Here is a 24,871-nt window from a genome sequence, read left to right on the forward strand (position 1 = left end):
AAGCGACGCCTGAGCGTCGCTTTTTTTTTGCCTGGCCGCGTTGGGTCGCGGTCAACTCGCTTCGGCGTGCACGGCCTTGCTTGCCTTGCGCAGGCTCAGGGTGCCCCACGCCAGGCCCAGCACCGCGGCGATCACCGAGCCCGAGAGCACGCCGAGCTTGGCGGCGCCCAGGGCGGCTGGGTCGGCGAAGGCCAGGTTGGCGATGAAGATCGACATGGTGAAGCCGATACCCGCCAACAGGCCGATCAAGGTGACGCTGCGCCAGGTCACCCCCGCCGGCAGCGCACCCCAGCCCAGGCGCACCATCAGCCAGCTGACCAGGACGATGCCCACCGGCTTGCCCAGCACCAGCGCCACCGCCACGGCAACCATCACCCAGTAAGGCCCGGGCGCGGACAGGTCGACCCCGGCCAGGCTCACCCCGGCGTTGGCCAGGGCGAAAACAGGCATGATGCCGTAGGCCACCCACGGGTGCAGGCTGGTTTGCACGCGGGTCACCGGTGGTACCAGCTCGCGCTGGGCCAGGCGCAGCTGCTTCAACGGGTGGTTCAGGCTGCTGCTGTCGCTTTCCTGGGCGCGGCCCAGCAGTTCATCGGTTACGCGGGAAATCGCCTCCACCGGGCGCTGGCCCAGGGGCATCGAACGGACCGGCGTCATCAGGCCGAGGATCACGCCGGCCAGGGTTGGGTGGGCGCCGGTCATCAGCACGCCGAGCCAGACGATGGCGCCAGGCACCACGTAGGCGTAGGCCGAGCCGATGCCGATCTTCTGCAGGCCGAGCACCAGCAGCAGGCCGACGCCGGCCACCGCCAGGCCGCTGTAATCCAGGCCGCCGGTGTAGAAGAAGGCAATGATCAGCACGGCGATGATGTCATCGATGATCGCCAGGGCCAGCAGGAACACCCGCACGTTCGAGGGGATCGACTTGCCGAGCAAGGCCAGCACCCCGACCGCGAAGGCAATGTCGGTGGCGGTGGGCACCGCCCAGCCTTGCTGTTCGGCGGGCGCATGGCTGAACGCCAGGTAGATCAGCGCGGGCACCACCACCCCGCCGACCGCCGCGGCCATCGGCAGCGTGGCCTGGCGCAGGCTCGACAGCGCGCCTTCGTGGATTTCACGGCGGATTTCCATGCCCACCACCAGGAAGAAGATGGTCATCAGGCCATCGTTGACCCAGAAGTGCAGGGATTGGGAGAACACCATCGAGCCGATGCCGAAGGTCACCGGGGCATGCCAGAGGGCATCGTAGCTGTCGGCAGCGGGCGAATTCGCCCAGATCAGGGCCGCTACGGCAGCGATCAGCAGGACAATGCCGCTGACCGCCTCGATATGCAGGAAACGCTCTAGATTGGCGAACGCGCGCTGGGCGATTCGCTGGGCACGGGGCAAGACATGTTTTTGCATGGGCGCAAGCACTCCCGCAAGGCGGCCCGACCTGCGTAGCTGTTTAACCTGCTTCACTGCTTCATGCAGCTAGCACCCGGGCGGCATTCTAGCGGAAAACCTCCCCGCAGTTCTACCAGCGTAGCAGGCGCGGGCCCAGCGCCGCGCCCAGGGCGGTGGGCAACAGCATGCCCAGCAGGTACCACACGCCCCAGAACGGCACTTGCATCTCCGGGCAGTGCACGCAGTAGGCCAGTGTCGCCGTCGCCCCCGCCAGCAGGCCGCCGGCCGCGCCGGCCTGGCGCAGGCGTGTTGGCGCAAGGCCGCGCAAGGCCCAGAACACGGCGACGAACAACGGCGCCGAGAGCAGCGTGATGTTCAGCGCGCAGGTGCGCCAGGTGCGCCCGAAGATCAACTCGGCGCGGGCATCGACCGGGGCGCCGGCCAGGCTGATGGCCGCGCCCAGCCACACCAGCAGCAACGGCACGCCCAGCAGGCCCCACAGCGCGCCGCCCTGCACCCCGGGCCTGGCCAGCCGCTGGGTCAGCCACAGCCCGAGCAGCGCAAGGCTGCCCGGCAGCGCCAGCTTGGCCCAGAACAAGGGCGTGCGCGCCACCTCGGCCAGGTCGCTGCGCACCCCGTACAGGGTCGCCGCCAGCAGCAGTGCGCCGAGCATGCCGAGCAGCAGCGCCCGGCCCAGGCGGCGGGCCGCCACGTGCCGGTCTACCGGCCCTTCCCCGCTGGCCAGCAGGGCAATCAGTTCATCGGTCTTCATCGTCGTTACCACCTCGAATCCGCCTGGCCAGGGCCTTGAGCCCACGGTGTATGCCCACCTTGACCGCCGAGCTGGACAGCCCGGTGATGCGCGCGGTTTCTTCCACCGACAAGCCCTCGAGCTTGACGTGGACGATCGGCAGGCGCTGGCGCTCAGGCAATTGCCCCAGCAGTTTGCCGAGGTCGCGGCGGGCCTCGGCGGGTGCCTCGTCACTGGCGGCGAACAGCTCGCTGTCCTCCTCCAGGCTGTCGTGCCGCGCCTCGCGCTGGCCGTAGCGGCGCAGGTAATCGACCAGCTTGTAGCGGGCGATGGCCTGCACCCAGGCGGTCAGCGGCTGCTGCGGCTGGTAGGTGTCGCGGGCGTTGTGCACGGCCAGCAGCACCTCCTGCAGCAGGTCTTCGACTTCGGCCGGGCGCTGTGCCAGGCGCCGCCGCAGAAACCCGCGCAGGTGCGCAGCCAGCGCCGCGAGAAACGCCTGGTACGCCCGCGCATCGCCCGCCAGCCCGCGCAGCAGCAGCGCTTGCAGGTGCGTCTCGCGAGCACGGAGCAGGTCTTGTGAGTTAGTTCGTTGCATGGCGCGCCAGGGTTACACCTTGGAAGCATTTCTTTTTATCCAACCATAGACGCTGCGCCAAGCGCACCGAGAGATTGGCCTGGCGGCGAAAAAAAAATTTTTCGCGGCGCTGTAACCGTAACCGCAAACCCCGCGAACTACTCGATGAGCCGCCGGTAATTCGCCGCGGCCCCCTACCCTGGAGTCATCACCATGAACAACCTCGCCCTTTCCGCCGCCGCCCTGGCCCTCGCTTCGCTGGCCGGTGTCGCCGTTGCCGCCACGGCCCCGAGCACCGGTGCTGCCATGGAAAAATGCTACGGCGTCGCCATGGCCGGTCAGAACGACTGCAAGGCCGGCGCCGGCACCACCTGCGCGGGCAGCGCCAAGAAAGACTACGACGCCATGCACTGGAAGAACGTCCCGGCCGGCACCTGCACCTCGATCAAGACCCCCAACGGCATGGGCTCGCTGACCCCAGCCAAGTCCTGAGTGGAGGCCGCCGACCATGAACCGGAACAACCCCCTCGGCGCCGGGCTCGGGCTCAAGGCCGAGCACTATGCCCAGGCCCTGGCATGCGATGCCGAAGGCCTGTGGTACGAGGTGCACCCGGAAAACTACATGGTCGGCGGGCCGCGCCTGGCCTGGCTGGAACGCATGGCCGAGCGCCATGCCCTGTCGCTGCACGGCGTGGCGCTGTCACTGGCGGCCGACGCCGAACCGGATGCCGGCCACCTGCGCCGCCTGCGCGCACTGATCGAGCGGGTCGGGCCGGTGCTGGTGTCCGAGCACCTGGCCTGGTCCACCTGGCGTGGCCAGTACCACCCCGACCTGCTGCCGTTTCCGCGCAGCCATGAAGCCTTGAACCGCATCAGCGAAAACGTCCTGCGCACCCAGGATGCCCTGGGGCGCAGCATTGCCCTGGAAAACCCCAGCCACTACCTGCACCTCGAAGGCCATGACTGGGACGAAATCGATTTTCTCGACGAACTGGTACGCCGCACCGGCTGCACGCTGCTGCTGGACGTCAACAACGTGCACGTCAGTGCGCACAACCTGGGCTATGACGCGGCGGCCTATCTGGACCGTTTCCCGGCTCAGGCCATCAGCGAAGTGCACCTTGCCGGGCACAGCCAGGACCAACAGGCGGCGCTGCTGATCGACTCCCACGACGCGGCCATCGCCGAACCCGTATGGGCGCTGTATCGCCAGCTGATCAGCCGCATCGGCCCGCGCCCGACCTTGATCGAGCGCGACGGCAACGTCCCCGCGTTCGCCGACCTGCTGGCCGAACGCGCCATCGCCCAAGCCACACTTGCCCGCGCAGGAGCCTTGCCATGAACCTGTCCCTCGGCCAATTCCAGGACGCTTTCATCGAAGCGCTGCAGCAGCGCCCTGCCCCGGCCCTGGCCAGCCTCACCGGGCAGGCGGCGTTCGCGGTCTATCGCAATACCGTGCTCAGCGGTTGTGTCGAGGCGCTGCGCGCCAACTTCCCCAGTATCGAGACGCTGGTCGGCCCCGGCTGGATGCAGGAGGTGGCCAGCGCCTATGCGCAGCAATCGCCGCCGCACGACCCCCGGTTGATCCACTACGGCGAAGCCTTCCCCGACTTCCTGCAAGCGCTGCAGGCCAGCCACGACCTGCCGTACCTGGCCGACGTCGCGCGCCTGGACTGGCACTGGTGCGCAGTCTTCAGCGCCGAGCAAGACCCCTGCCTGACCTTGGCCGAGCTGGCCGGCATGACCGCTGCCGACCTCGCCCGCGGCCACCTGGCGCCCCGGCGCAGCGTGCGCTGGCAGTGGTTCGCCGCGCACCCGGCCTATAGCCTGTGGCGCGTCAGCCGCGAAGGCTTGCCGTGGTCGCCCGAGCAGCCCTGGGTCGCCGAAGGCGCCCTGTTGAGCGGCGGCAGCGACGGCGTCAGCCATCAGCCCCTGGAAATCGGCGCCTGCGCCTTCCTCGACGCCTGCGCCGCAGGCCACTCACTGCAAGAGGCCTCGCAACTCGCCCAGCAATGCCAACCCGACCTGGACTTCAGCGGCCTGCTCGGCCGGCTGCTGCAAGCCAAGGCCTTTCGCCCCCTCACATTCGCCTGAAGGTAACGGCCATGGAAACTCTGCGCTCCAACGCCCCCACCCACAGCCTGCGCCAGCGCTGGAACAGCCTGGCCGAGCACCTGCAAGGCTGGCTGACCGACAGCGTGCTGTGCCTGGTGGCGCGGCTGGGCATCGCCTCGGTGTTCTTCATGTCCGGCCGCACCAAGGTCGAGGGCCTGCTGAGCATCACCCCCAGCACCTACGACCTGTTCCAGACCGAATACGCCCTGCCGCTGGTTTCGCCGTGGTTGGCGGCGCACCTTGCAACCTACGCCGAGCACCTGTTCCCGCTGCTGCTGGTGCTGGGCCTGTGCACCCGGTTGTCGGCCCTGGCCCTGCTGGGCATGACCACGGTAATCGAGGTGTTCGTCTACCCCGACGCCTGGCCGACCCACCTGTCGTGGGCCGGGCTGCTGCTGTTGCTGATCGCCCGCGGCGGTGGCGCCTGGTCGCTGGACCGTGTGCTGCGAGTACGCTAGCGCCTGCCTGAACATTTGCTGACAACCGTGGCCAGCGCCGCGTTTGTGCGCATACTCAAGCAGGTCCGCAGCGAGGGAGCACTGGAACATGGACCTGCTTGTGGGCGCCTTGCGCGCCAACCCGGAAATCGCCGTGTTTCTCGCCATCGCCCTGGGCATCGTGCTGGGCCGCGTGAAGCTGGGCAGCTTTCACCTCGGCTCGGTGGCCGGGGCCTTGTTGATGGGGTTGCTGATCGGCCAGGTCGGCCTGCAGGTGCCGCACGAACTCAAGTCGGTGTTCTTCGCGCTGTTCATCTATGCGGTCGGTTTCAAGAGCGGCCCGGAATTCTTCGGCAGCCTCAACCGCGGCACGCTCAAGCTGGTGTTGCTGTCGGTGGTGCTGTGCGCCACCGCGCTGGCGGTGATCCTGGCCATGAATGCCTTCTACGGCTTCGACGCAGGCTTCACGGCAGGCCTTGGCGCCGGCGCCCTGACCGACACCGCGATCATGGGCACCGCCAGCAGCGCCATCGCCCAGTTGCCGTTGGACGAAGCGGCCAAGGCCACCCTCAACAGCCACATGGCCGTGGCCTACGCCATCACCTATGTGTTCGGCACGGTCGGCCTGATCGTCTTCGTCGGCAGCCTGGCACCGCGCCTGCTCGGCGTCGACCTGCGCGCCAGCGCCCAGGCGCTGGAGCGTGAACTGGGGATCGAGCGCAACGAAGATGCCATCAGCATCCCCTACACCCGCATCGTGGTGCGCGCCCATCGCCTGAACGCGGCCACGGCCATCGGCCTGAGCGTGGCCGATGTCGAAGCCCTGCACCCATCGTTGAGCGTCGAGCGCATCACCCGTGGCAGCAGGGTGTTCGACCGCGACCCCGAGCAGGTGCTGGTGAAGGGCGACATTCTCGGCATCTATGCCCTGCGCGAGGCGGTAAGCGACCTGCATGACTGGATCGGCCCGGAGATCGACCACCCCGACAGCCTGTCCTTTCCCACCCGCAGCGCCGACATCGTGCTGACCAACCGGCGCCTGGCCGGGCGCACCCTGCACCAGGTTAAAGCGGCATTGATCGGCGCCGAGCGCATGGGCTGCTTTCTCACCGGCATCACCCGCCAGGGCCTGGCGCTGCCGCTGTTGCCCGAAACGGTGCTGCGCCGTGGCGATGTCATCAGCCTGACCGGGCGCGCCAGCAGCGTCGAGGCACTGGCCCTGCAGCTGGGGCGTATCCGCGAAACGAGCTACCGCAGCGACATTGCCCTGCACGCCATGGGCCTGGTCGTGGGGTCGCTGGCCGGGCTGCTCTCCACCCATATCGGCATGATCCCGGTGGAGCTGGGTGTCGGTGGGGGCATCCTGCTGGCCGGGCTGCTGATTGGTTGGTACAACTCGCGGCACCCCGAACTCGGCGCCCTGCCCCCGGCGGCGCAGTGGGCCTTCTCCGAGTTCGGCCTGACGGCCTTCGGCGCCGTGATCGGCCTGCTGGCGGGGCCGGCGGCGCTCACGGCCATCAAGGAGCAAGGCCTGGACGTGCTGATCGCCGGCGCCCTGGTAACCCTCATCCCGCCCTTGGTGACGCTGTTTTTCGGGCGCTACATCCTGCGCCTGCACCCGATGATCCTGTTCGGTGCCCTGGCCGGCGCACAGACCGAGGCCGCCTCGATGAACAAGATCATCGAACAATCCGGCAGTAATACGCCCGTCATCGGTTTTACTGTTTGCTATGCCGTTTCCAATGTATTGCTGGCCGTTTGCGGCCCGATCATCATTGCCTTCGCCTGAGTGCTGAATGGAATAAGCGCATAAAACATAATTGCCAATAAGCAATAGCGAAATTGCAGGTCAAAATGTGTCGGGTAAGGTATGAATTCTCACTATCAGATTCGCTGTTTATTCAGATTCGCTTGGTTGTCGTGAAAAGAGCATGGGCCGCCAACGTGAACCGGCTTGAACAGCGCTAATCTGCCTCTGCCGCACAACGAAGTTGCTGGTAGTTGCCGTTTCGGTACAGCACGTCAGTTCAAAAGGAGCTTGTCATGCGATTGACTGCCAAACCGTTCGCGCGCCACAAGAACACTGCAAGGTCGTCCAGCCTGTGGAAACTGGGCTCGTCTTTCCTGCTGGCCAGTGCCAATGCCGCCGCCCCGCTGGCATGGGCGCAAGAAAAAGCCAAGCCGGCCACCGAAGCCACCAAGGCCGCCAACGACGCATTGCTCAAAGAGTTGCCGTTCAATGACAAGACTTCATTCGAACTGGCGCACAAGGGTTTTATCGCACCGCTGCCCTCCGAGCCGATCAAAGGCCCCAGTGGCAACATGATCTGGGACCCGAACAAATACGGGTTCATCAAAGAAGGTGAAACAGCCCCGGCCACCACCAACCCAAGTTTGTGGCGCCAATCGCAACTGATCAATATTTCCGGCCTGTTCGAAGTCACCGATGGCATTTACCAGGTGCGCAACTACGACTTGTCGAACATGACCATCGTCGAAGGCAAGGATGGCATCACCATCTTCGACCCGCTGATTTCCAGTGAAACCGCCAAGGCGGCACTCGACCTCTACTACCAGCATCGGCCCAAAAAGCCGGTAGTGGCCGTGATTTATACCCACAGCCATGTCGACCACTACGGTGGCGTGCGCGGCGTAATCAGCGAAGACGACGTCAAGGCCGGCAAGGTCAAGATCTACGCGCCCAAGGGCTTCCTCGAGCACGCGGTGGCGGAAAACGTGATGGCCGGCACCGCCATGAGCCGGCGGGCCAGCTACATGTACGGCAACCTGCTGCCGCCGAGCGAAACCGGCCAGCTGGGCGCGGGCCTGGGGACCACCACCTCGGCCGGCACCGTGACCCTCATCCCGCCGACCGACATCATCGAGAAGACCGGCGAGAAGCGCACCATCGACGGGCTGACCTACGAGTTCCTGTACGCGCCGGGCAGTGAAGCGCCGGCCGAGATGCTCTACTACATCCACGAGAAAAAGGCCCTCAACACCGCCGAGGACTCCACCCACACCCTGCACAACACCTACTCGCTGCGCGGGGCGAAGATCCGCGAGCCGCTGCCGTGGTCCAAGTACCTCAACGAAGCCCTGAAGATGTGGGGCAACGATGTGCAGGTGATGTACGCCATGCACCACTGGCCGGTGTGGGGCAACAAGGAGGTGCGCGAGCAGTTGTCGTCGCAGCGCGACATGTACCGCTACATCAACGATGAAACCCTGCGCCTGGCCAACAAGGGTTACACCATGACCGAGATCGCCGAGCAGGTGAAGCTGCCCAAGGGCATTGCCGAGCGCTTCTCCAACCGCGGCTACTACGGCTCGCTCAACCACAACGTCAAGGCCACCTACGTGCTGTACCTGGGCTGGTTCATCGGCAACCCGGCCACGCTCTGGGAGCTGCCGCCGGAGGAAGAGGCCAAGCGCTACGTCGACATGATGGGCGGTGCCGACGCCGTACTGAGCAAGGCCAAGGCCTACTACGACAAGGGTGATTTCCGCTGGGTGGCCGAGGTGGTCAACCACGTGGTGTTCGCCGACCCGAGCAACCAGGCCGCGAAGAACATGCAGGCCGATGCCCTCGAGCAGCTTGGCTACCAGGCCGAAAGCGGCCCATGGCGCAACTTCTACCTCACCGGCGCCAAGGAGCTGCGCGAAGGCGTCAAGCAGTTGCCGACCCCCGACACCGCCAGCCCCGACACGGTCAAGGCGATGGACCTGGACCTGTTCTTCGACTACCTGGCCATGCGCCTGAAAGGGCCTGAGGTGGAAGACAAGCACATCACCCTGAACCTGGACTTCACCGATCTCAAGCAGAAGTACCTGCTGGAAATGGTCAACGGCGTGCTCAACCACACCGAAGGCCTGCAGGCAGACAAGGCCGATGCCACGGTTACCTTGACCCGCGACACCTTGAACAAGCTGATGCTCAAGGAAACCACGCTCAAGGACGCCGTCGCTGCAGGCCAAGTCAAGGTCGACGGTACCGAAGGCAAGCTCGAAGAGCTGATGAGCTACATGGACAACTTCGAGTTCTGGTTCCCGATCGTCACGCCGTAATGGAGGCTCGAGCAGCTGGCGGGGCCGCAGGCCCTGCCCTGCTCACCGGCAATACCGCCTGGTACCGAGATCAACGGCATGGGAAGCGGAGTCATCGTCATGTCCATCTATCGAAGCGTTCAGGCTCAGGGCGCCAGGTTCGCCGCCGCTGTAGCCCTCGCCACCTTGTGCCTGGACAGCCCCGCCTGGGCGGGCGGCATCCTCATCTACGAAGCCGGCCAGGAGGGCAACGGCCTGGCCAATGCCGGCTCCGCCGCACTGGCCAACGACCCCAGCGTGCTGATGAGCAACCCGGCAGGCATCACCCGGCTCCAAGGCACGCAGATCAGCGCCAACGCCCAGGTGATCTTCGGCGACATCCGTTTCTCGCGGGGCAGCGGCAACCAGTTCGACGGCAACGAAGGCGGCAATGCCCTGCAGTACCTGCCCGGCACCAGCCTGTTCATCAGCCACCAGATCGACGACCGTGCCGCCATCGGTTTTGGCATGTACGGCAATTTCGGCCTGGCCCTGGACTACGACGATGACTGGGCCGGGCGCTACTTCACCCAGGAAGCGGCAGTGATCGGCGTGTCGATGCAACCGACCCTGGCCTACAAGTTCACCGACGACCTGTCGATCGGCATCGGCCCGCGGATCATGGTCGGCTACTACCGCACCGAAATGGCCATCAACAACAACCTGCTGGGCCTGGCCGACCGGCCGGACGGGCAGCTTGAATACAAGGACACCGATGTCGGCGTGGGGGTCAACCTCGGCCTGCTCTACCAGCTCACGCCGCGCACCCGCGTAGGCCTGGCCTACACCAGCAAGGTCAAGCTGGAGTTCGACGACAAGCCGCACCTCAAGGACATCAGCAACCCCCTGCTCAACGTCGCCCTGCGCCGGCTGGACGTCGACTCGCTGGAGCTTGACCTGAACGTGCCGCAGACAGCGACCTTCAGCATCGCCCACGAGCTGGACGAGCAATGGACGTTGCTGGGCAGCCTGAACTGGCAGGACTGGAGCGATTTCGGCGATGTCGGCGTTGAGGTCGACAGCAATGCCGGCGGCACCAGCCGCACGGTCGATCGCAAATACAAGGACACCTGGCACGCCTCTGTCGGCGCCCAGTACCAGGCCACCCGGCAATGGCGCTGGAGCCTGGGCCTGGGCTACGACAGCTCGGCCGTGGACGACAAGGACCGCACCGTCGACAACCCCATGGGCGAAGCCTGGCGGCTGGCGGCGGGGGTCAATTACCAGGTCGAGGAAGGCTTGGACCTGCACCTGGCCTACACCCTGGTGTGGCTCGGCGACATGGACATCGACCAGACCAAGGCGCGCTCTGGCAGCACGCTGTCGGGCAGCTACGATAACAGTGCGTTGCACATTCTCGGCGGTGGCGCGACCTGGCGTTTCTGAACCACCCTGCGCGCCCGCAGACCCGATCATCGTAAGAAGGAGAAGCTGCATGAACACCAAGACGTTAGCTGCATCGCTGTGCCTTGCAACGCTCATGCTGCAGGGCTGCGCTAGCAAATACGTGGAGTCCGACCAGTATTCGGGCTTCCTCAAGGACTACAGCATCCTCAAGGAAGACAAGTCGCCCTCGGGCGCACCGGTGATGCGCTGGATCAAGTCGGGGGTGGATGCCAAGCGCTACACCAGCGTGTACATCGAGCCAAGCCAGCTCTACCCGAAACCGCAGCCGACCGAAAAGGTGCCGCAGTCGACCCTGCAGGGCATCACCCAGTACTACGACCAGACCCTCAAGAACCACTTCTCCCAGGTGTTGCCGCTGGCCAGCAGCCCTGGCCCACGGGTACTGGTAGTGCGCCCGGCGATCACCGCCGTCAGCGCCCAGACCAAGAGCCTGCGCCCGTATGAAGTGATCCCGATCGCGCTGATCGCCGCCGGCATCAGCACCGCCACCGGCATCCGCGACCAGGACACCAGCATCGCCACGGAAGCGGCGTTCCTCGATGGCGAGACCAACCAGGTGGTGGCCGAGGTGGTGCGCAAGGGCGCCGGCACCGAGCTGGATGATTCGTCCCAGGTGATGCAGGCCAAGGACGCCAAGGCCGTGCTCGATGGCTGGGCCAAGGACATGGTCAGCTCGTTCCAGGCCCTGAGAAAGTAAACCGCCCCACCCCACTGCAGGGCCGAGCCTGCAGTGGGGCGTAGCACCCTTGCTCGGCCCTACCGAGGCGCGATCCCATGGACAGCATTCGCGGCAGCGCTCTACTGCAATTCGACCAACTGCTGACCGAGCACGGCGCTCGGCAGCGCGACTTGCTGGCGCCACTGAAGATCGACCCGCAGGTGGTCGGCAACTATGCCAAGCGCCTGCCCTACCTCAACCTCGTGCAATGGTTCGAGGGCAGTGCGCACGCCCTCAGCCTGCCGCGTTTCGGCCTGGAACTGGCGCTGCTGCAAGGCGCGACCCTGGTCGGCCCGCTGCGCCACCTGGCCAACTCGGCGCCCACCGTCGGCCATGCGCTGGTGGCGGTGATTCGCTACATGCGCCACTACAGCCCGGCCATTCATTTTCGCCTGGAGCACCGCGCCGGCCAGGCACTGCTGTACTTCGACAGTGGCCTGCCCGATTCGCGGCACACACCGCAGGTCGTCGAAAAATCGGTGATGGGCGCCAGGCTGTTGATCGGCGAGCTGCGCGGCACGCCCCTGCGCCCGAAGGCCGTGACCTTGCGCCACCTGGCGCTGGGCGAGCCGGCCGGCTACCTGCGCTACTTCGACTGCCCGGTGTTGTTCGATCAGCCGCACAACTGCCTGCTGATGCCGGCGGATGTGCTGCAAGAGGCCTGCGTTCACCATGACGCGGCATTGCATGCCATCGTGCGCCATTACCTGGAGCAGCAGGCGGCGCCCTGTGACAGCCTGTGCGCCCAGGTCGAACGCATCATCCAGATGCTGCTGCCCAGCCAACGCTGCACCCTGGAGCAGGTTGCCCTGGCCCTTGAGCTGAACCCGCGCACGCTGCAGCGGCGCCTGGCGAGCGATGGCATCGACTTCGAGGATTACCTCGATGGCATGCGCCGGCGCCAGGCCCAGCAGATGCTGCGCAGCACCGGCCTGAGCGTGGGCCAGATCGCCAGCGAGCTGGGCTACCGGCGCACCACCTCATTCTGCCGCGCCCACCTGCGCTGGTTCGACATGACGCCGCTGGAACACCGCCGCCAGCATGGCGACCCGCAGGTCGCCCAGCTTTAACCCTGCCTGTCCTGCGGCTTGCTGGAGGCATCCCGGGCCGGCGCGGCAAACCATTTCTCCCGCGGCACCCACTTCTCCTGCGCCGGGTCACCCAGATAATGCGGCGACATGATCTGCACGCCGTACTCGTTGAACACGTCCTGGATGTTGGCATGCAAAAGGCTCAGCAGCTCGGCCCGCGGCCGTGGCTCGCTGGGCACGGCCTGGGCCACCAGGCGGTATTCCGGGTAGAAGTCCGAAAGCCCGGTCTGGAACACCTGCGGCCGGGGCTTGGCAACGATGCCTTCGGTACGCTCGGCAGCCTCCACCAGCATCGCCTCGACCTGGCGCCAGGGCGTGTCGTAGCCGATGGTGACGACCGTGTCGACGATATAGCCGCGGCCCTGCACCACCCGCGAATAATTGCGCGTCACGGAGCCTGTGATCATCGAGTTGGGCAAGGTCAGCACCTCGCCAAGGCCGGTGCGAATGGTGGTGTTGAACATGCCCACTTCGGTCACCGTGCCTTCGTTGTCGCCCACCCGCACGTACTCGCCCGCCTTCAGGGTGCGCGAATAGGTCAGGATCAGCCCGGCTGCGGCCTGCCCCACCACGCTGGAGGCCCCCAGCGAGATCATCAAGCCGAGCAGCACCGACAAACCCTTGAACGCATCGGTGCCGGAGCCTGGCAGGTATGGGTAGGCCATCACCAGGGCGAACAGCCAGATCGCCAGCGAGGTCAGGCGGGTGGTGGGCTGCAGGGTTTCCTCGGTCAGCCACTTGAGCGTGCCGGGGCGCGCCATGCGCTCCAGGATGCGCCGGCTGAAGCCGCTGATGCCGCGGGCGATGAAGAAGATCATCACCGCCACGGCAATGCCGGGGATGGCCTGCAGCATGCCATGCAGCAGATAGCGCAGCAGGTCGAGCAAGTGCACGTTGAGGCTCTCGCCCCAGGGCCGGGTATAGGGGAACTGCGACAGCACGAAGCTCAGCCACTGGTAGCTCAGCAGAAACACCACCACCCAGTACAACAGGCGCAGCAGGCGATCGATCAGGTAGTACACGTACTGCATGTCGAACAGCGGCAGCTGGCCAACACGGATCTGCTTGGCGCGCTCGCGCATCAACTGCGTCAGCACCCCGCGCAGCTTGCGTCGGCCCCAGTTGGCACCCTTGATCAGCACCACGAAGAGCAAGGTGGACAATGCCGACCAGCCCACCGCCTTGAGCAGAAAGCGCAGGCTGCGCGCTTCACCGGTCTCCTCCACCACCTGGCGCAGCGCCGCGGCGGCCTGCTCGGCGGCCAGGCGCGTGTCGCCACCGTTCACGCCCACATCCAGGGGCGCGACGATGAAGGCCCGATGACCGCCGAGCAGCACCATGTGGCTGTTGAGAATCCTGTCGACGCTGACCTGCAGGTCGTCGGTGCCGCGCAGCGCCTCTTCGATCACCGCCGTGGCGCGCTGCACCCGGGCGGCCGGCGTTTCTCCCAGCAGCGTGGCGTTGAAGGTGAAGATGCTGCGGTTGGCGATGACCAGCTCGGCCGGGTCGGCGGGCACACCGTCGGTGGCGCTGGCGGCGCTGTCACTGCCCTGCCCCACGGCGGGCAACAGCAGCAGCCACACCAGCAGCAGGCGGAAAAGGTGGTTCATTGCACACTCCCTGGGCACTCGGACGCACGGCATCTGTGTAGTGATAGCACAGGGTTCACTGGCCGGGGCCTGGCCCCAGGAACCAGCGGAAATAAGGGTTGTCGCCGTCGCTTCTGGCCAGCTCCCGGGCCTCCCGCGCCCAGGCCTGGCGGTTGCCGTTGTAGGCATGCAGGCTGAGGCTGTAGAAGCGCGCAAGCGCCTGCCAGCGCTCGCTCACCGCACTGGCGAAGGCAGGGTCGGCGCCTTGCAGGGGTGGCGCGCCCTTGAGCGCCAGCAGCGCCGGCAGCACCCGGGTGATTTCCCGCGGCCGTACCCAGCCGGCGTACTCGATGCGCGGCTGGTCGTCGGTCACAGGCTTGGCGTTGCCGGCAAAACGTTGCAGCCCATCGCGGTCGGTGACCCAGGTCGCCAGCAGCGCCTGCGCCGAGTCCACACCCACCTCCGCCAGCGCCTGGGCCACCGCAGGCTGCGCCAGGCGCTGACGAATCCTGGGCACATCCAGCTGCAACGGTTGCAGCGAGCCGATCAGCAGCATTTCGTGGAACTCGGTGGTCCACAGCGACGCATGGGGGAAGACTTCGATGAAGCTCTGCACCAGCGCGCGGCTGTCCTCTTCGTTCTGGGTCGGCAGCGGCAGCCACTGCGCGACCAGGCCGCCTGGCTCCAGCCGTGCGGCAGCGAGCTGGTAGAAGTCGCGCGAGTACAGGTTGACCACACCCGCCGCCGAGGGGGGCGGTGGTTCGAGGGTCACCAGGTCGTAGCGCTGTTCGCTGCGCAGCAATTCACGGCGGCCATCGCGCAGGCGAATTTCCAGGCGAGGATCACTGACGGCGGAGAAATTGCCTTTGAACTGTGGCGCTGCTTGCAGCACCTCGGGCAGCAGCTCGGCCACCACCGGGCGCTGCAGCCCCGGGTAGCGCAGCATCGCCCCGGCGGTGATGCCGGTACCGAAGCCGATCACCAGCGCCGAACGCGGCTCGCCGCGGTGGATCAGCAGCGGCAACAGGGCCTGCAGGCGCATGTAGCGCAGCGAGGGCATGGCATCGCCGGTGTTGGATACGCCCTGGATGTACAGGCGGTTGAAGGTCTGGCCCTGGCGCCCCTGGCTGACCACCGCCACGGTGCCACCCTTGCCCTCGTGGTAGTAGGTGAGCTGGCCGTTACGCGCACCGGGCAGCAGCTCGGCCAGGCGCTGGGGCGGCGTGAGGGCCGCCACCAGCAGGGTCGCAGCGGCCACCGCAACCACCGCGAAAGCCATGGGCCGTCGCACGCCCTGCCCCCGCCACACCGCCAGCAGGCCGACCACTGCGGCAAGGCCGGCCAGCACCCCCAGGGCGCGCACCAGGCCCAGTTGCGGTACCAGCACGAAACCGGTCAGCAGCACGCCGACGATGCCACCCAAGGTGTTGAGCGCCACCACCGCGCCCACGTCACGGCCGACATGGCCGCTGTCCACCGCCAGGCGCAAGGCCAGGGGGAAGGCCGCGCCGAGCAAGGTGGTCGGCAGCAGCACCATGCACAGCGCCGCCGTGGCGAAGCGGGCGCACATCCCGGCCAGCTCGCTGCCGAACAACTGCAGGGCGAGCATTTCGGCCTGGGTCTGGGCCAGCACCAGCCAGCGTCCAAGCCCGGCAAGCTGCAACAGGGCCAGCAAGCCGGCCAGGGCGATCAGCAGGCCGAACAGGCCCCAGGGATCACGAATTCGATCGGCACGCCGCGCATACAGGGCGCTACCGGCGAGCAGACCGCCCAGGTAGGTGGCCAGCACCACGGCGAAGGCGAACGCACGGGTGCTCATGAACGCCACGATCGACTGGCTCCACACCACCTCATAGCCCAGGGCGACGCCGCCGGCGAGGCAGTACAAACCGATGGCCAGGCGCGCTTGAGCACCTCGCGGGGTCGACGTGCGCAGGGCCGCGGGCGGCAACGCTGCATCGCGCCGGCGGGCCAGCCAGGCGCCCAGGGCGGCCAGCAGGTTGAGCGAGGCGGCGGCGCAGGCGCTACCGCTAACCCCCAGGCGAGGCAGCAGCACGAACGCGGCCAGCAAGGTGCCGGCGATGGCGCCTGCGGTGTTCGCCACATACAGCCGGCCACCCGCCTCCGCCAACTGGCCGCTGGCCGGTGCCACGGCGCGCACCAGCACCGGCAAGGTGCCGCCCATGAGCAAGGCCGGCAGCCCGACCAGGGCAAACGGCAAGGCCCAGGCCAACAGGCCGGCGCTGCCTTCCAGGCGGGCGAACGGCCCGGCGGCGTGGGCCAGGCCCAGGGTGGCGCCGATGCCAAGCAACGCCACTGCCAGCTCCAGGCCTACGTAGAGCTGCACCGGGCGCTGCAAGCGGTCGGCCCAGCGCCCGAACAGCAGGCCGCCCAGGGCAAGGCCTGCGAAAAAGGCACTGATGCCGGTGGCCACGGCGTGCACTTCCACGCCGACCACCAGCGACAGTTGTTTGATCCAGAGCACCTGGTAGACCAGGCCGGCGGCGCCGGAGAGGAACAGCAGCGTGGCGGGTAACAGCACCTGCAGGTGCGCCTTGCTCTGCGGCGCAGCGGTGACGACGGAGGATGCTGCAGGTGATGCCATGCACGAAGCCCTTGTCTGGTGAAGGTTGCTACTGATGAATGACTGTGGGAGCCGGCTTGCCGGCTCCCACAGGGGGGGCTCACTGCTTGTTCATCTTCTCCTCGATCTTCTTGTCCACATCGGCGCGGATCTGGTCGATGCTGAAGCTCGCCGGCCGCTGGCTAGGCGGGTAGTCGACGAAGGTCTGGAGGAACGCGGCGGCCTTCTTGATGCCGTTGAAGACAAGGTAGTCGTTCTTGGTCAGCCAGTCGTTGTACTGGTCGGAAACCACGTCCGCCCGCTCGTAAGGGTCCATGCGCAGGTTGAACATCTTCGGCACGCGCAGGCAGGTGAAGGGTTCGCTCCAGACCGCGAAGCCGCCTGGCGCGCGTTGCTCGCAGAAGACGATCTTCCAATCGCCATAGCGCATCGACACCAGCTCGCCGTCATCGTTGAAATAGTAGAACTCGGTGCGCGCGCTCTTGTCGGTCTTGCCGGTGAGCATGTCGAGCTGGTTGAAGCCGTCCAGGTGCACCTTGAAGTTCTTGCCACCGACATCGGCGCCCTTGAGCAGGCGGTCCTTGATGTCGACGTCGCCGGTTGCCGCCAGCAATGTCGGGAACCAGTCGAGGCCGGACATCATCTGGGTATTTACCGAATCAGGCTTGATCTTGCCTGGCCAGCGCACCATCGCCGGCACCCTGAAGGCACCCTCCCAGTTGGAGTTCTTCTCGTTGCGGAACGGCGTGGTCGCCGCATCCGGCCAGGACCACTGGTTGGGGCCGTTGTCAGTGGTGTAGACGACGATGGTGTTGTCGGCGACCTTGAGGTCGTCCAGGGTCTTGAGCAGCTTGCCGACATCGCCGTCATGCTCGAGCATGCCATCGGCATACTCGTTGCCGACCATGCCGCTCTGCCCCTGCATCGACTCGCGCACATGGGTGAAGGCGTGCATGCGGGTGGTGTTCATCCACACGAAGAACGGTTTGTTGGCCTTGACCTGCTTGTCGATGAAGTTGATTGCAGCCTGGGTGGTCTCGTCGTCGATGGTTTCCATGCGTTTGGAGGTGAGCGCACCGGTGTCCTCGATCTTGCCATCGGCGCTGGACTTGATCACCCCGCGTGGCGAGGCAGCCTTGGTGAACGCCTCGTCATCCTTGGGCCAGTACGGGCGCTCCGGCTCCTCTTCGGCGTTGAGGTGGTAGAGGTTGCCGAAGAACTCGTCGAAACCGTGGTTGGTGGGCAGGTATTCATCGCGATCGCCCAGGTGGTTCTTGCCGAACTGGCCGGTGGCGTAGCCTTCGGCCTTGAGCGCCTGGGCAATGGTCACATCGCGCGCCTGCAGGCCCACCGGCACACCCGGCATGCCGACCTTGGACAAGCCGGTGCGCAACGCCGACTGGCCGGTGATGAAGGTCGAACGCCCCGCCGTACAGCTGTTCTCGGCATAGTAATCGGTGAACATCATGCCTTCCTTGGCAATGCGGTCGATGTTCGGCGTCTGGTAGCCGACCACGCCCTTGCCGTAGGCGCTGATGTTGGTCTGGCCGATATCGTCGCCGAATATCACCAGGATGTTCGGCTTGTCCGCCGCACTGGCCAGCCCCGCCGCGAACGTTGCCGTGGCCGCGAGGGCGGCCGCCGACAACCATGCTCTTCTGGACTTCATAGCTACGCTCTCCGTTTCACGTCACTGCTGTAGTCCACGACTTCGGGCACATGGGCTGCCGACACGGGCCGGGCCCTGTACTCCTGCGGTTGGTTGATAACGCTTCAGGGTGTTTCGAAGGGATACACACGGCGCCATTCCCCGGCCATGTCCACCACCGTCCAACCTTTGGCCTGCGCCTGGTCCAGGGCCTTGTCCAGGTGCCCGACCTTGCTCGTGCGGTCATAGGCCCATTCACGGTGGGCGTCGGTGTGGTGCACCAACCCGGCAAAGCGCCGGCCTGGCCCGGCCATGGTCCACTGCAGCATCTGCAGGTCGCCGTCGGAATTGCCGAAGGCCAGGATCGGCCGGCGGCCGATGACCCAGTCGATGCTCACAGGCTTGCCCGGGCCATCGTCGTTGTGCTGGATGGTGGGCAGGCGCTGGATGCTCAATTTGCCCTGCTGGTCCTGGAAGCGGGCGCCCAGGGTGGTGCCGATCACCTGTTCCGGCGGGATGCCGTACACCTCCTCGGCAAACGCGCGCATGAAGGCCACCTCGCCCCCCGAGACGATGTAGGTCTTGAAGCCGTTGTCGCGCAGGTAGGCCAGCAGCTCCAGCATCGGCTGGAACACCATTTCGGTGTACGGCTTGCCGGTGCGCGGGTGGCGGGCGCTGGCCAGCCAAGCGCGGCTGCGGGCGATGAAGTCGCTGCTGCTCATGCCCGAATGGGTGGCGGCGACGATCTTCAGCAGGCCATCCATGCCTTGTGCGGCCAGGGCCTGATGGTCGCGCTCGAGCACCGCCTTGAACGGTTGCCGGGTACGCCACTGGGGGTGTTCGGGGGCCAGGCGCCTGACCTCGTCCATGGCGAACAACACTTCGAAGTACAGCGGCTGCTCGCTCCACAGGGTGCCGTCGTTGTCGAACACGGCGATGCGATCGGCCGGCGCGACGTAGTCCGGCCCGCCTTGCTGGCTGACCGCCTCGACGAAGGCCACGATGGCGCTGCGCGAAGGGCCTTCGCGCCAGGCCGGCAGCGGGTCGGCCGCCTGGGCCAGCAGTGGCAGCAGGATGAGCACCAGGCACAAACCGGCCTGGCGCGCAGCGCCGCGGGCCGAGTCGCGCAGGGTGAGCCTCGCTTGCGTCATTGCCTTACCTCGATCAGCGGCTTCGGGGGTTCAGATCATGCAGCGCGTGTTTGTCAGCGCAATTCGGCTGGCCCTTGGCAGCCTCCTGGCGCAAGCGCTGCAGCAGGCGCTTGCGCGCAGCGGCGCTGAGCGCGGGCTCGCCCTGGGCGCCGTACGCGGCCTGGAAAAAGGCTAGCAAATCGCCCTGCGAATGCTCGCCACAGGGATGTTCACTTGACGACAGCACACGTCGCCCGGTGCGGCGCCGAACCCACAGGTACAGGCCGTCCAGGCGCACCGGCAGGCGGGCGCACTGCTGCCGGGCCTGGCGCAGGGCAAAGCCTGGCGAATCGAGCCAGGCCTGGTGGCGCCGGGCCTGCCAACCGCGCAGCCAGTGCCAGCCTGCCCGCCCCCATTCACGCCCGGCCCATGCCAATGCCGCCAACAGCGACAGCGCTGCCAGCAGCACCAGCCAATGGCCGGAAAGCCTGACCTGCGCCCCCTGGCCGAGGACCTGCAGGTCTTGCGTGAGGGAGAACGGTGCCTGGTAGGTGCCCGCCTGTGCCTGCACCTGCACCGCAGGCAGCGAAGCCGTGTGCGCCTCGCCCGTCGCGCCATCCCACCACTTCAGCTCGATGGCCGGCAGGCTGAAATGCCCGGCGGCCGTGGCCACATAGCTGACACTGTCCTCGCGCTGGCCGCCCAGGGTGCCGCCGCGGCCATCGCTGAGCGGCGCTACCTGGGGCGTCTGCACATAGCGCTTGAAACCTTCGACCTCGCTCAACGACGGCGGCGGGATCAGCATGGCCTGGGCACCGACGGCCACCGTATGCAGGCGGCGCGTGATGCTGTCACCGACCCGCAAAGGGCTGTGCGAGCGCTCGATGGTCTGCGTCAGCTCCACCCGCTGCGCCACCAGGCGCTGCTCGCCGGCCGTGCTGGCGGGCCCGCTAGCCTGGAACGACAGCGGCTGGCTGCGCACGGTCAGCGCCTGGTTATCCGGGCCAGGCTGAACGCCAAAGGCCAGCGCCGGGATGTCGAAGCGCTGCGCCACGGTGGGGGTGATCTGGTAGTGATAACGCAAGCCGAAGAAGGCCTTGCCGTCGAGCTGCTGGTTCAGGTGCTGGGCTTGGCCGCTGGGCGGGCTGACCACCGCGCCGGCCAGTTGCAGCGCTGGCAGCACCGGGGCATCGGTGAACCAGGTGTCGACCAGCAGGTCCACTTCCAGGTTGACCGTGGCCCCGGTCATCACCGGTTTGTCCGGCACCAGCCGCGCCTGCACCCTCACCTCGGGGTCCGCCGCATTCGCAAGCCCGGCCAGGCACATCAACAGCAGCAAGGCCCTGCGAATCATGGCGCCTCCTTGGCCGCATCCTGCAGCGCGAACTTGCGCCTGAGGAACTGCGCCGGCGAAGTGGTGAGGTTGTTCAGCCACAGCTGATCGGACGCTGCCTGGGCGGTCTGTTGCTGCTGTTGCTTGCCGCCTGCGCTGGGCGTCTGGTCCTCGACGACCTTGTCGGGTTTCTCGTCGGGTGGGTCTGCCTGCTGCTGGTCCTGGTAATCCTTGAGCAGCGCCTGGGCCAGCGCCAGGTTGGCCTGGGCTTCGGCGAACTCCGGCTGCAGGCGCAAGGCCTGCTGGTAGGCGGCAATCGCCTGGGGGAACTTGAACAGGCGCACGTAGCTGTTGCCCTGGTAGAACCAGGCCATTGGCGTATCGACCTTGCCCAGGCTGGCCAGCGCCGCCTGGAAGTCGGCAGCCTCGTAGGCGGCGACGCCCTTCCAGTACGGGTCGTGGAACTGCGCAGCAGCCTGCGGGTAGTGCCCATGCTCGAACGCCCAGCGCCCTTGCTGGTCGGCGGTGAAGAAGGCATCGGCCAGCGCCCCCGCCCGGGCAGGCTGCGCGGTTGCGCCCAGCAGCAGGGCCAGCAGCAGGCCCGGCAGCCAGTTCACCCACCAGCCCCGGCGCACGCTCAACAGCACCAGCAGCAGCGGCCAGCACAGCCAGTAGCCGGCATCCTTCCAGTGCAACTGCGCCTCCAGGCCACTGGCAGCCTTGAAATGGCGCTGGGCATGCAGCTCGATCCAGTCCAGGTCGTCGTCATTGAGCGACAGGCTGCCCAGCGGCGCATTCGCCGCCTTGGCCAGGCCCTTGAGGCCCTGGGCATCGAAATCGCCCTGCACCGGGCGCCCCTGGGCATCGAGCCTGGGCAGGCCCTGGGCATCGCGCAGCGGGCCACTTGGCTGGCTGCCGACCGCCAGCACCAGCACCTGCAGCGGGCTGCCGCGCAAACGCTTGCCGATTGCCTCGAACTGGCTGGGGTCGGCGCCATCGGTCAGCAGCACCAGGCTGCCGGGCGCCTGTTCCGCGTCCAGCAGCTTGAGCGCCTGGTCGATCGCGCCCAGTGCGTCCTTGCCGGGCTTGCTCATCAGGTCGGTGGCCAGGGCCTGGATGAAGGTGTCGAGCAACGCCGGGTCATCGGTGGCCGGCAGCACCAAGTGCGCGCTGCCGGCGTAGGCGACCAGCGCCGTGCGCGCCCCGGCGCGGCGCAGCACCAGGTCGTGCAGGGTGTGGCGCACCGCCGCCAGGCGGCTGGGCGGCACGTCGTCGGCATCCATCGAAGGCGACAGGTCCACGGCAATGATCAGCGGTGCGCGGTTGTCGAGAAAGTCTGGGGTGTCCTGCTGCCAGGTCGGCCCGGCGGCGGCCAGGGCGCCGAGCACCAGCACCGCGCCGAGCAGGTGCACGGGGCGCCAGCGCCGCTGTTCCTGCGGGGTGATCAGCAGGTGCGCGACCAGGTGCGGGGCGATGATGCCGTCAAGCTGGCGGCGCAGGTCGTGCCGGCGCAGCCACAGCAGCGGCAGCAGCACGCCGGGCAGCAGCATCAGCAGCCACAGCGGCCGCAGGAAGTGGAACGCGGCGAGATCGAAGGTCATGCCGGCGGCTCCACAGGTTGCGGCCGTCGGCCTGCGAGCCTTGCGCGCGCCAGGGCCAGCAACTGGCCCAGCAGCAACAGCGCCAGGGCTGCGCCCAGCGGCCAGGTGAACAGGTCACGCTTGGGCTGGTGGCTGAAGGTCTTGACCTGGTGCGGGGTCAGCCGGTCGAGGGTGGCGTACACCTGTTGCAGGGCCTGGCGGTCATCGGCGCGGAAGAACTGGCCGCCGGTGGTGTGGGCGATCGCCTGCAGGGCGGCCAGGTCGACCTTGGCGTCACCGGTGGCCTGCGGGTCACCGATACCAATGGTATGTACCACGATACGATTGGCCCGAGCCAGGCGCGCTGCGTGCTCGGGGGTGATGGCGCTGCCGGTGTCGTTGCCGTCGGTGAGCAGGATCAGCACCTTCTCCGGCGCCTGGGCATGGGCCATGGCCTTGATGGTCAGGCCAATGGCATCGCCCAACGCAGTGTTGGGCCCGGCCATGCCGATGCCTACTTCGTCCAGCAACATCAGCAGGCTGGCGTGGTCCAGGGTCAGCGGCGCCTGGGGGTAGGCCCCGGTGCCGAACACGATCAAGCCGATGCGGTCGTCCTTGCGCCGGGCGATGAAGTCGCGCACCACCGCCTTCACCGCGCTCAGGCGGTCGGTGCGCTGGCCTTCGGCGTTGGTGTAGTCGGTGGCCGACATGGACTGGGAGATGTCGATGGCCAGCATCATGTCGCGCATGGGCTGTTCGCGCTGGATCGGCCGCTCCACCAGCACCGGCCTGGCACAGGCCGCCACCAGCAGCCCCCACACCAGCACATTGAGCAGCAACTGCCCGCGCCCACCACTGGCGCTCGCGGCGCCCGGCTGTTTGCCGACGGCACGGCTCATGGCCGCGAAAAACGGCACCCGCAGTGCACTGCGGCTTTCCTGGTAGACGCCCAGCATCCGGTAGGCCACCCAGGCCAGGGGCAGCAGCAGGAACACCCAGGGGTAGTCAAACTGCCACATGGTGCCCCTCGATCCAGCGGCGGCTGGCACTGAACAAGGCGTCGAGCTGCTGCGCCTGCAACCCGAGCACCTGGGCATCCGGTGCATAGGCGAGCGTGTGCAGGGTGTCGGCAAAGCCCTCGGGCAGCGGCTGCGGCGCATGCCGGGCGAGAAACGCCTGCCACTGCGCACCGGCCAGGCTGGCCACCGGCGGCGCCCCCGGCATCGACAAGGCGACCCGCTTGAGCAACTCGGGCAGTTCGCGCAAACCGGCCAGCCCGTCGCCCGCCAGTTGCTCGAGCCGCTGCAAGGCTTCACGGCGATAACGCTCGCGCTGCCAGCGCCGCCAGCGCAGCGCCGCCCACAGCAGCACCAGCGCCAGCAACAGCACGCCCACCACCAGCCAGGCCCAGGTCTGCGGCAGGTAGCTGAACGGCGGCGCGCCGGGCGCCAGTTCGCGCAACTGGTCGATGGCAGGCGCTGGGGTATTCATCGCGATGCCTGGGCCAGGCGGCCCAGCTCCCGGCGCAATTGTTCAAGGCTGTCGTCGCCAGTGCTCACCAGCATCAACGGCACCTGGCTGCGACGCAGCAGTTCGGCGACATCGCGCAGGCGCCCGGCCAGGAACTCGCCCAAGGGCCGGTTGATGCGGCGCTGACCAACCTCAAACTCTACCTGCTGGGCGCCCTGGGTCACATTGAGCCGGCCCTTGTCCGGCAGTTGCAGGGCAATCGGGTCATAGACCTGGATGGCGATCACGTCGTTGTGCTGGCGCAACTGGCGCAGCAACGCCAGGGTGTCCGGGCCGATGCCGGCGAAGTCGCTGATGATGCAGATCAGGTGATCATGGCCCGCCGAGGCCACGCAGCTGCGCAGCACCTTGTCCAGCTGCGCGTCGTTCTCCTCGTCCGCGGCATAGGCCGACAAGCGCTGGTTGGCCTTGATCACCGCGCTGCACAATGCCTCGACCCGCGCACGGCTGCGCAGCGGGCGCACATAGTCGATCTGCTGGTTGCCGAACACCATGCCACCGACCCGGTCGCCGGCATGGAACGCCATCCACGCGCAGATGGCCGCCAGTTGCGCGGCGCTGACCGACTTGAAGTAGCGCTGCGAGCCGAAATACATGCTCATGCGTTGATCGACCAGCACCAGCGTGGGCCGGTCGCGCTCCTCGGTGAACGTGCGCACGAATGGCTTGCCATAGCGCAGCGAGGCGCGCCAGTCGAGGTGGCGCAGGTCATCGCCGGGGATGTAATGACGCAGTTCATCGAAGCTCAGCCCGCGCCCGCGCAGGCGCGAGGCGTGGTTGCCGGAAAGGATGCTCGACAGCGGCTGGCGCGCGACGAAGCTCAAGCCGCGGGCACGTGCTTCCAGCGCCATCAGTTCGGCGAGGGCGGCATAGACGAAACCATCGGCGGCAACGCTGCGCGCAGGCATCGGT

The 24,871-nt window shown here is 67.1% G+C and carries 21 protein-coding genes; 9 read left to right on the top strand and 12 right to left on the bottom strand.

The genetic code is table 11. The annotated features are described in order from the left end of the window. Positions 1-51: 51 nt before the first annotated feature. From nhaA to ACIPG5_RS20150, 3 genes are all read right to left on the bottom strand, one after another. The gene (nhaA, locus tag ACIPG5_RS20140; RefSeq protein ID WP_286915216.1) at positions 52-1,404 is read right to left on the bottom strand and encodes a Na+/H+ antiporter NhaA; all 1,353 of its coding nucleotides are present in this window, start codon (positions 1,402-1,404) and stop codon (positions 52-54) included. A gap of 112 nt (positions 1,405-1,516) precedes the next feature. Next, positions 1,517-2,158 (bottom strand): DUF1109 domain-containing protein, encoded by a 642-nt coding sequence (locus ACIPG5_RS20145; RefSeq protein ID WP_176515568.1) that lies wholly within the window; start codon positions 2,156-2,158, stop codon positions 1,517-1,519. Next, positions 2,145-2,732, bottom strand: a complete 588-nt coding sequence (locus tag ACIPG5_RS20150) for a sigma-70 family RNA polymerase sigma factor (protein WP_176515570.1) — start codon at positions 2,730-2,732, stop codon at positions 2,145-2,147. Before ACIPG5_RS20150 ends, ACIPG5_RS20145 begins: the two co-directional genes overlap by 14 nt. Before the next feature lie 192 nt (positions 2,733-2,924). Between ACIPG5_RS20150 and ACIPG5_RS20155 the strand changes: the two genes are divergently transcribed. From ACIPG5_RS20155 to ACIPG5_RS20195, 9 genes are all read left to right on the top strand, one after another. Beyond that, positions 2,925-3,203: a DUF2282 domain-containing protein gene (locus ACIPG5_RS20155; RefSeq protein ID WP_176515572.1), complete on the top strand. Its 279-nt coding sequence runs from the start codon at positions 2,925-2,927 to the stop codon at positions 3,201-3,203. Between the two features lie 16 nt (positions 3,204-3,219). After that, positions 3,220-4,053 (top strand): DUF692 domain-containing protein, encoded by an 834-nt coding sequence (locus tag ACIPG5_RS20160; RefSeq protein WP_176515574.1) that lies wholly within the window; start codon positions 3,220-3,222, stop codon positions 4,051-4,053. Then, the gene (locus ACIPG5_RS20165; protein WP_401377515.1) at positions 4,050-4,805 is read left to right on the top strand and encodes a putative DNA-binding domain-containing protein; all 756 of its coding nucleotides are present in this window, start codon (positions 4,050-4,052) and stop codon (positions 4,803-4,805) included. The genes ACIPG5_RS20160 and ACIPG5_RS20165 overlap by 4 nt, the downstream gene beginning before the upstream one ends. 11 nt (positions 4,806-4,816) lie before the next feature. Continuing rightward, positions 4,817-5,284: a DoxX family protein gene (locus ACIPG5_RS20170; RefSeq protein ID WP_176515578.1), complete on the top strand. Its 468-nt coding sequence runs from the start codon at positions 4,817-4,819 to the stop codon at positions 5,282-5,284. An 88-nt stretch (positions 5,285-5,372) separates the two neighbouring features. Continuing rightward, positions 5,373-7,052: an aspartate-alanine antiporter gene (gene aspT / locus ACIPG5_RS20175; protein ID WP_401377518.1), complete on the top strand. Its 1,680-nt coding sequence runs from the start codon at positions 5,373-5,375 to the stop codon at positions 7,050-7,052. Positions 7,053-7,306: 254 nt separating this feature from the next. Continuing rightward, complete coding sequence (locus ACIPG5_RS20180; RefSeq protein WP_401377521.1) at positions 7,307-9,331, top strand: alkyl/aryl-sulfatase; 2,025 nt, start codon at positions 7,307-7,309, stop codon at positions 9,329-9,331. Positions 9,332-9,430: 99 nt separating this feature from the next. Then, positions 9,431-10,735 carry an OmpP1/FadL family transporter gene (locus tag ACIPG5_RS20185; RefSeq protein ID WP_401377524.1) on the top strand — a complete coding sequence of 435 codons (1,305 nt, stop codon included), beginning with the start codon at positions 9,431-9,433 and terminating at the stop codon, positions 10,733-10,735. 49 nt (positions 10,736-10,784) lie between these two features. Further along, positions 10,785-11,453, top strand: a complete 669-nt coding sequence (locus ACIPG5_RS20190) for a DUF3313 domain-containing protein (protein ID WP_176515585.1) — start codon at positions 10,785-10,787, stop codon at positions 11,451-11,453. A 77-nt stretch (positions 11,454-11,530) separates the two neighbouring features. Then, a complete protein-coding gene (locus tag ACIPG5_RS20195; RefSeq protein WP_401377527.1) occupies positions 11,531-12,544 on the top strand; it encodes an AraC family transcriptional regulator ligand-binding domain-containing protein in 1,014 nt (337 codons plus the stop codon). Here the strand turns inward: ACIPG5_RS20195 and ACIPG5_RS20200 are convergent. The 9 genes from ACIPG5_RS20200 to ACIPG5_RS20240 all read right to left on the bottom strand — a co-directional run bounded on the left by ACIPG5_RS20200 (position 12,541) and on the right by ACIPG5_RS20240 (position 24,867). Further along, on the bottom strand, positions 12,541-14,175 hold the full coding sequence (locus tag ACIPG5_RS20200; RefSeq protein WP_401377530.1) for a mechanosensitive ion channel family protein: 1,635 nt from the start codon (positions 14,173-14,175) through the stop codon (positions 12,541-12,543). The two genes, ACIPG5_RS20195 and ACIPG5_RS20200, sit on opposite strands and share 4 nt — an antisense overlap. 55 nt (positions 14,176-14,230) lie before the next feature. Further along, positions 14,231-16,759, bottom strand: a complete 2,529-nt coding sequence (locus ACIPG5_RS20205; RefSeq protein WP_401377532.1) for a fused MFS/spermidine synthase — start codon at positions 16,757-16,759, stop codon at positions 14,231-14,233. A 79-nt stretch (positions 16,760-16,838) separates the two neighbouring features. Continuing rightward, positions 16,839-18,407 (bottom strand): arylsulfatase, encoded by a 1,569-nt coding sequence (locus ACIPG5_RS20210; protein WP_401377535.1) that lies wholly within the window; start codon positions 18,405-18,407, stop codon positions 16,839-16,841. Positions 18,408-18,511: 104 nt separating this feature from the next. Beyond that, positions 18,512-19,537: an HAD family hydrolase gene (locus tag ACIPG5_RS20215; protein ID WP_401377537.1), complete on the bottom strand. Its 1,026-nt coding sequence runs from the start codon at positions 19,535-19,537 to the stop codon at positions 18,512-18,514. Between the two features lie 13 nt (positions 19,538-19,550). Continuing rightward, positions 19,551-20,870, bottom strand: coding sequence for a hypothetical protein (locus tag ACIPG5_RS20220; protein ID WP_401377540.1), 1,320 nt, complete (start codon positions 20,868-20,870; stop codon positions 19,551-19,553). Then, complete coding sequence (locus ACIPG5_RS20225) at positions 20,867-22,450, bottom strand: VWA domain-containing protein (protein ID WP_401377543.1); 1,584 nt, start codon at positions 22,448-22,450, stop codon at positions 20,867-20,869. The genes ACIPG5_RS20220 and ACIPG5_RS20225 overlap by 4 nt, the downstream gene beginning before the upstream one ends. Next, on the bottom strand, positions 22,447-23,448 hold the full coding sequence (locus ACIPG5_RS20230; protein WP_401377546.1) for a vWA domain-containing protein: 1,002 nt from the start codon (positions 23,446-23,448) through the stop codon (positions 22,447-22,449). The genes ACIPG5_RS20225 and ACIPG5_RS20230 overlap by 4 nt, the downstream gene beginning before the upstream one ends. Further along, entirely contained in the window at positions 23,435-23,920 is a 486-nt protein-coding gene (locus ACIPG5_RS20235; RefSeq protein ID WP_401377549.1) for a DUF4381 domain-containing protein, read from the bottom strand. The genes ACIPG5_RS20230 and ACIPG5_RS20235 overlap by 14 nt, the downstream gene beginning before the upstream one ends. Further along, the gene (locus ACIPG5_RS20240) at positions 23,917-24,867 is read right to left on the bottom strand and encodes a DUF58 domain-containing protein (RefSeq protein ID WP_401377551.1); all 951 of its coding nucleotides are present in this window, start codon (positions 24,865-24,867) and stop codon (positions 23,917-23,919) included. The genes ACIPG5_RS20235 and ACIPG5_RS20240 overlap by 4 nt, the downstream gene beginning before the upstream one ends. Positions 24,868-24,871 lie beyond the last annotated feature (4 nt).

It is taken from the genome of Pseudomonas sp. NPDC087029 (genome assembly GCF_044745345.1).
GTDB classification, from domain to species: Bacteria; Pseudomonadota; Gammaproteobacteria; order Pseudomonadales; family Pseudomonadaceae; genus Aquipseudomonas; species Aquipseudomonas faucium.

Bases quoted from the DNA above. Each gene is read 5' to 3' on its own strand.
- nhaA (WP_286915216.1), bottom strand. From the start codon at position 1,404: ATGCAAAAACATGTCTTGCCCCGTGCCCAGCGAATCGCCCAGCGCGCG.
- ACIPG5_RS20145 (WP_176515568.1), bottom strand. From the start codon at position 2,158: ATGAAGACCGATGAACTGATTGCCCTGCTGGCCAGCGGGGAAGGGCCG.
- ACIPG5_RS20150 (WP_176515570.1), bottom strand. From the start codon at position 2,732: ATGCAACGAACTAACTCACAAGACCTGCTCCGTGCTCGCGAGACGCAC.
- ACIPG5_RS20155 (WP_176515572.1), top strand. From the start codon at position 2,925: ATGAACAACCTCGCCCTTTCCGCCGCCGCCCTGGCCCTCGCTTCGCTG.
- ACIPG5_RS20160 (WP_176515574.1), top strand. From the start codon at position 3,220: ATGAACCGGAACAACCCCCTCGGCGCCGGGCTCGGGCTCAAGGCCGAG.
- ACIPG5_RS20165 (WP_401377515.1), top strand. From the start codon at position 4,050: ATGAACCTGTCCCTCGGCCAATTCCAGGACGCTTTCATCGAAGCGCTG.
- ACIPG5_RS20170 (WP_176515578.1), top strand. From the start codon at position 4,817: ATGGAAACTCTGCGCTCCAACGCCCCCACCCACAGCCTGCGCCAGCGC.
- aspT (WP_401377518.1), top strand. From the start codon at position 5,373: ATGGACCTGCTTGTGGGCGCCTTGCGCGCCAACCCGGAAATCGCCGTG.
- ACIPG5_RS20180 (WP_401377521.1), top strand. From the start codon at position 7,307: ATGCGATTGACTGCCAAACCGTTCGCGCGCCACAAGAACACTGCAAGG.
- ACIPG5_RS20185 (WP_401377524.1), top strand. From the start codon at position 9,431: ATGTCCATCTATCGAAGCGTTCAGGCTCAGGGCGCCAGGTTCGCCGCC.
- ACIPG5_RS20190 (WP_176515585.1), top strand. From the start codon at position 10,785: ATGAACACCAAGACGTTAGCTGCATCGCTGTGCCTTGCAACGCTCATG.
- ACIPG5_RS20195 (WP_401377527.1), top strand. From the start codon at position 11,531: ATGGACAGCATTCGCGGCAGCGCTCTACTGCAATTCGACCAACTGCTG.
- ACIPG5_RS20200 (WP_401377530.1), bottom strand. From the start codon at position 14,175: ATGAACCACCTTTTCCGCCTGCTGCTGGTGTGGCTGCTGCTGTTGCCC.
- ACIPG5_RS20205 (WP_401377532.1), bottom strand. From the start codon at position 16,759: ATGGCATCACCTGCAGCATCCTCCGTCGTCACCGCTGCGCCGCAGAGC.
- ACIPG5_RS20210 (WP_401377535.1), bottom strand. From the start codon at position 18,407: ATGAAGTCCAGAAGAGCATGGTTGTCGGCGGCCGCCCTCGCGGCCACG.
- ACIPG5_RS20215 (WP_401377537.1), bottom strand. From the start codon at position 19,537: ATGACGCAAGCGAGGCTCACCCTGCGCGACTCGGCCCGCGGCGCTGCG.
- ACIPG5_RS20220 (WP_401377540.1), bottom strand. From the start codon at position 20,870: ATGATTCGCAGGGCCTTGCTGCTGTTGATGTGCCTGGCCGGGCTTGCG.
- ACIPG5_RS20225 (WP_401377543.1), bottom strand. From the start codon at position 22,450: ATGACCTTCGATCTCGCCGCGTTCCACTTCCTGCGGCCGCTGTGGCTG.
- ACIPG5_RS20230 (WP_401377546.1), bottom strand. From the start codon at position 23,448: ATGTGGCAGTTTGACTACCCCTGGGTGTTCCTGCTGCTGCCCCTGGCC.
- ACIPG5_RS20235 (WP_401377549.1), bottom strand. From the start codon at position 23,920: ATGAATACCCCAGCGCCTGCCATCGACCAGTTGCGCGAACTGGCGCCC.
- ACIPG5_RS20240 (WP_401377551.1), bottom strand. From the start codon at position 24,867: ATGCCTGCGCGCAGCGTTGCCGCCGATGGTTTCGTCTATGCCGCCCTC.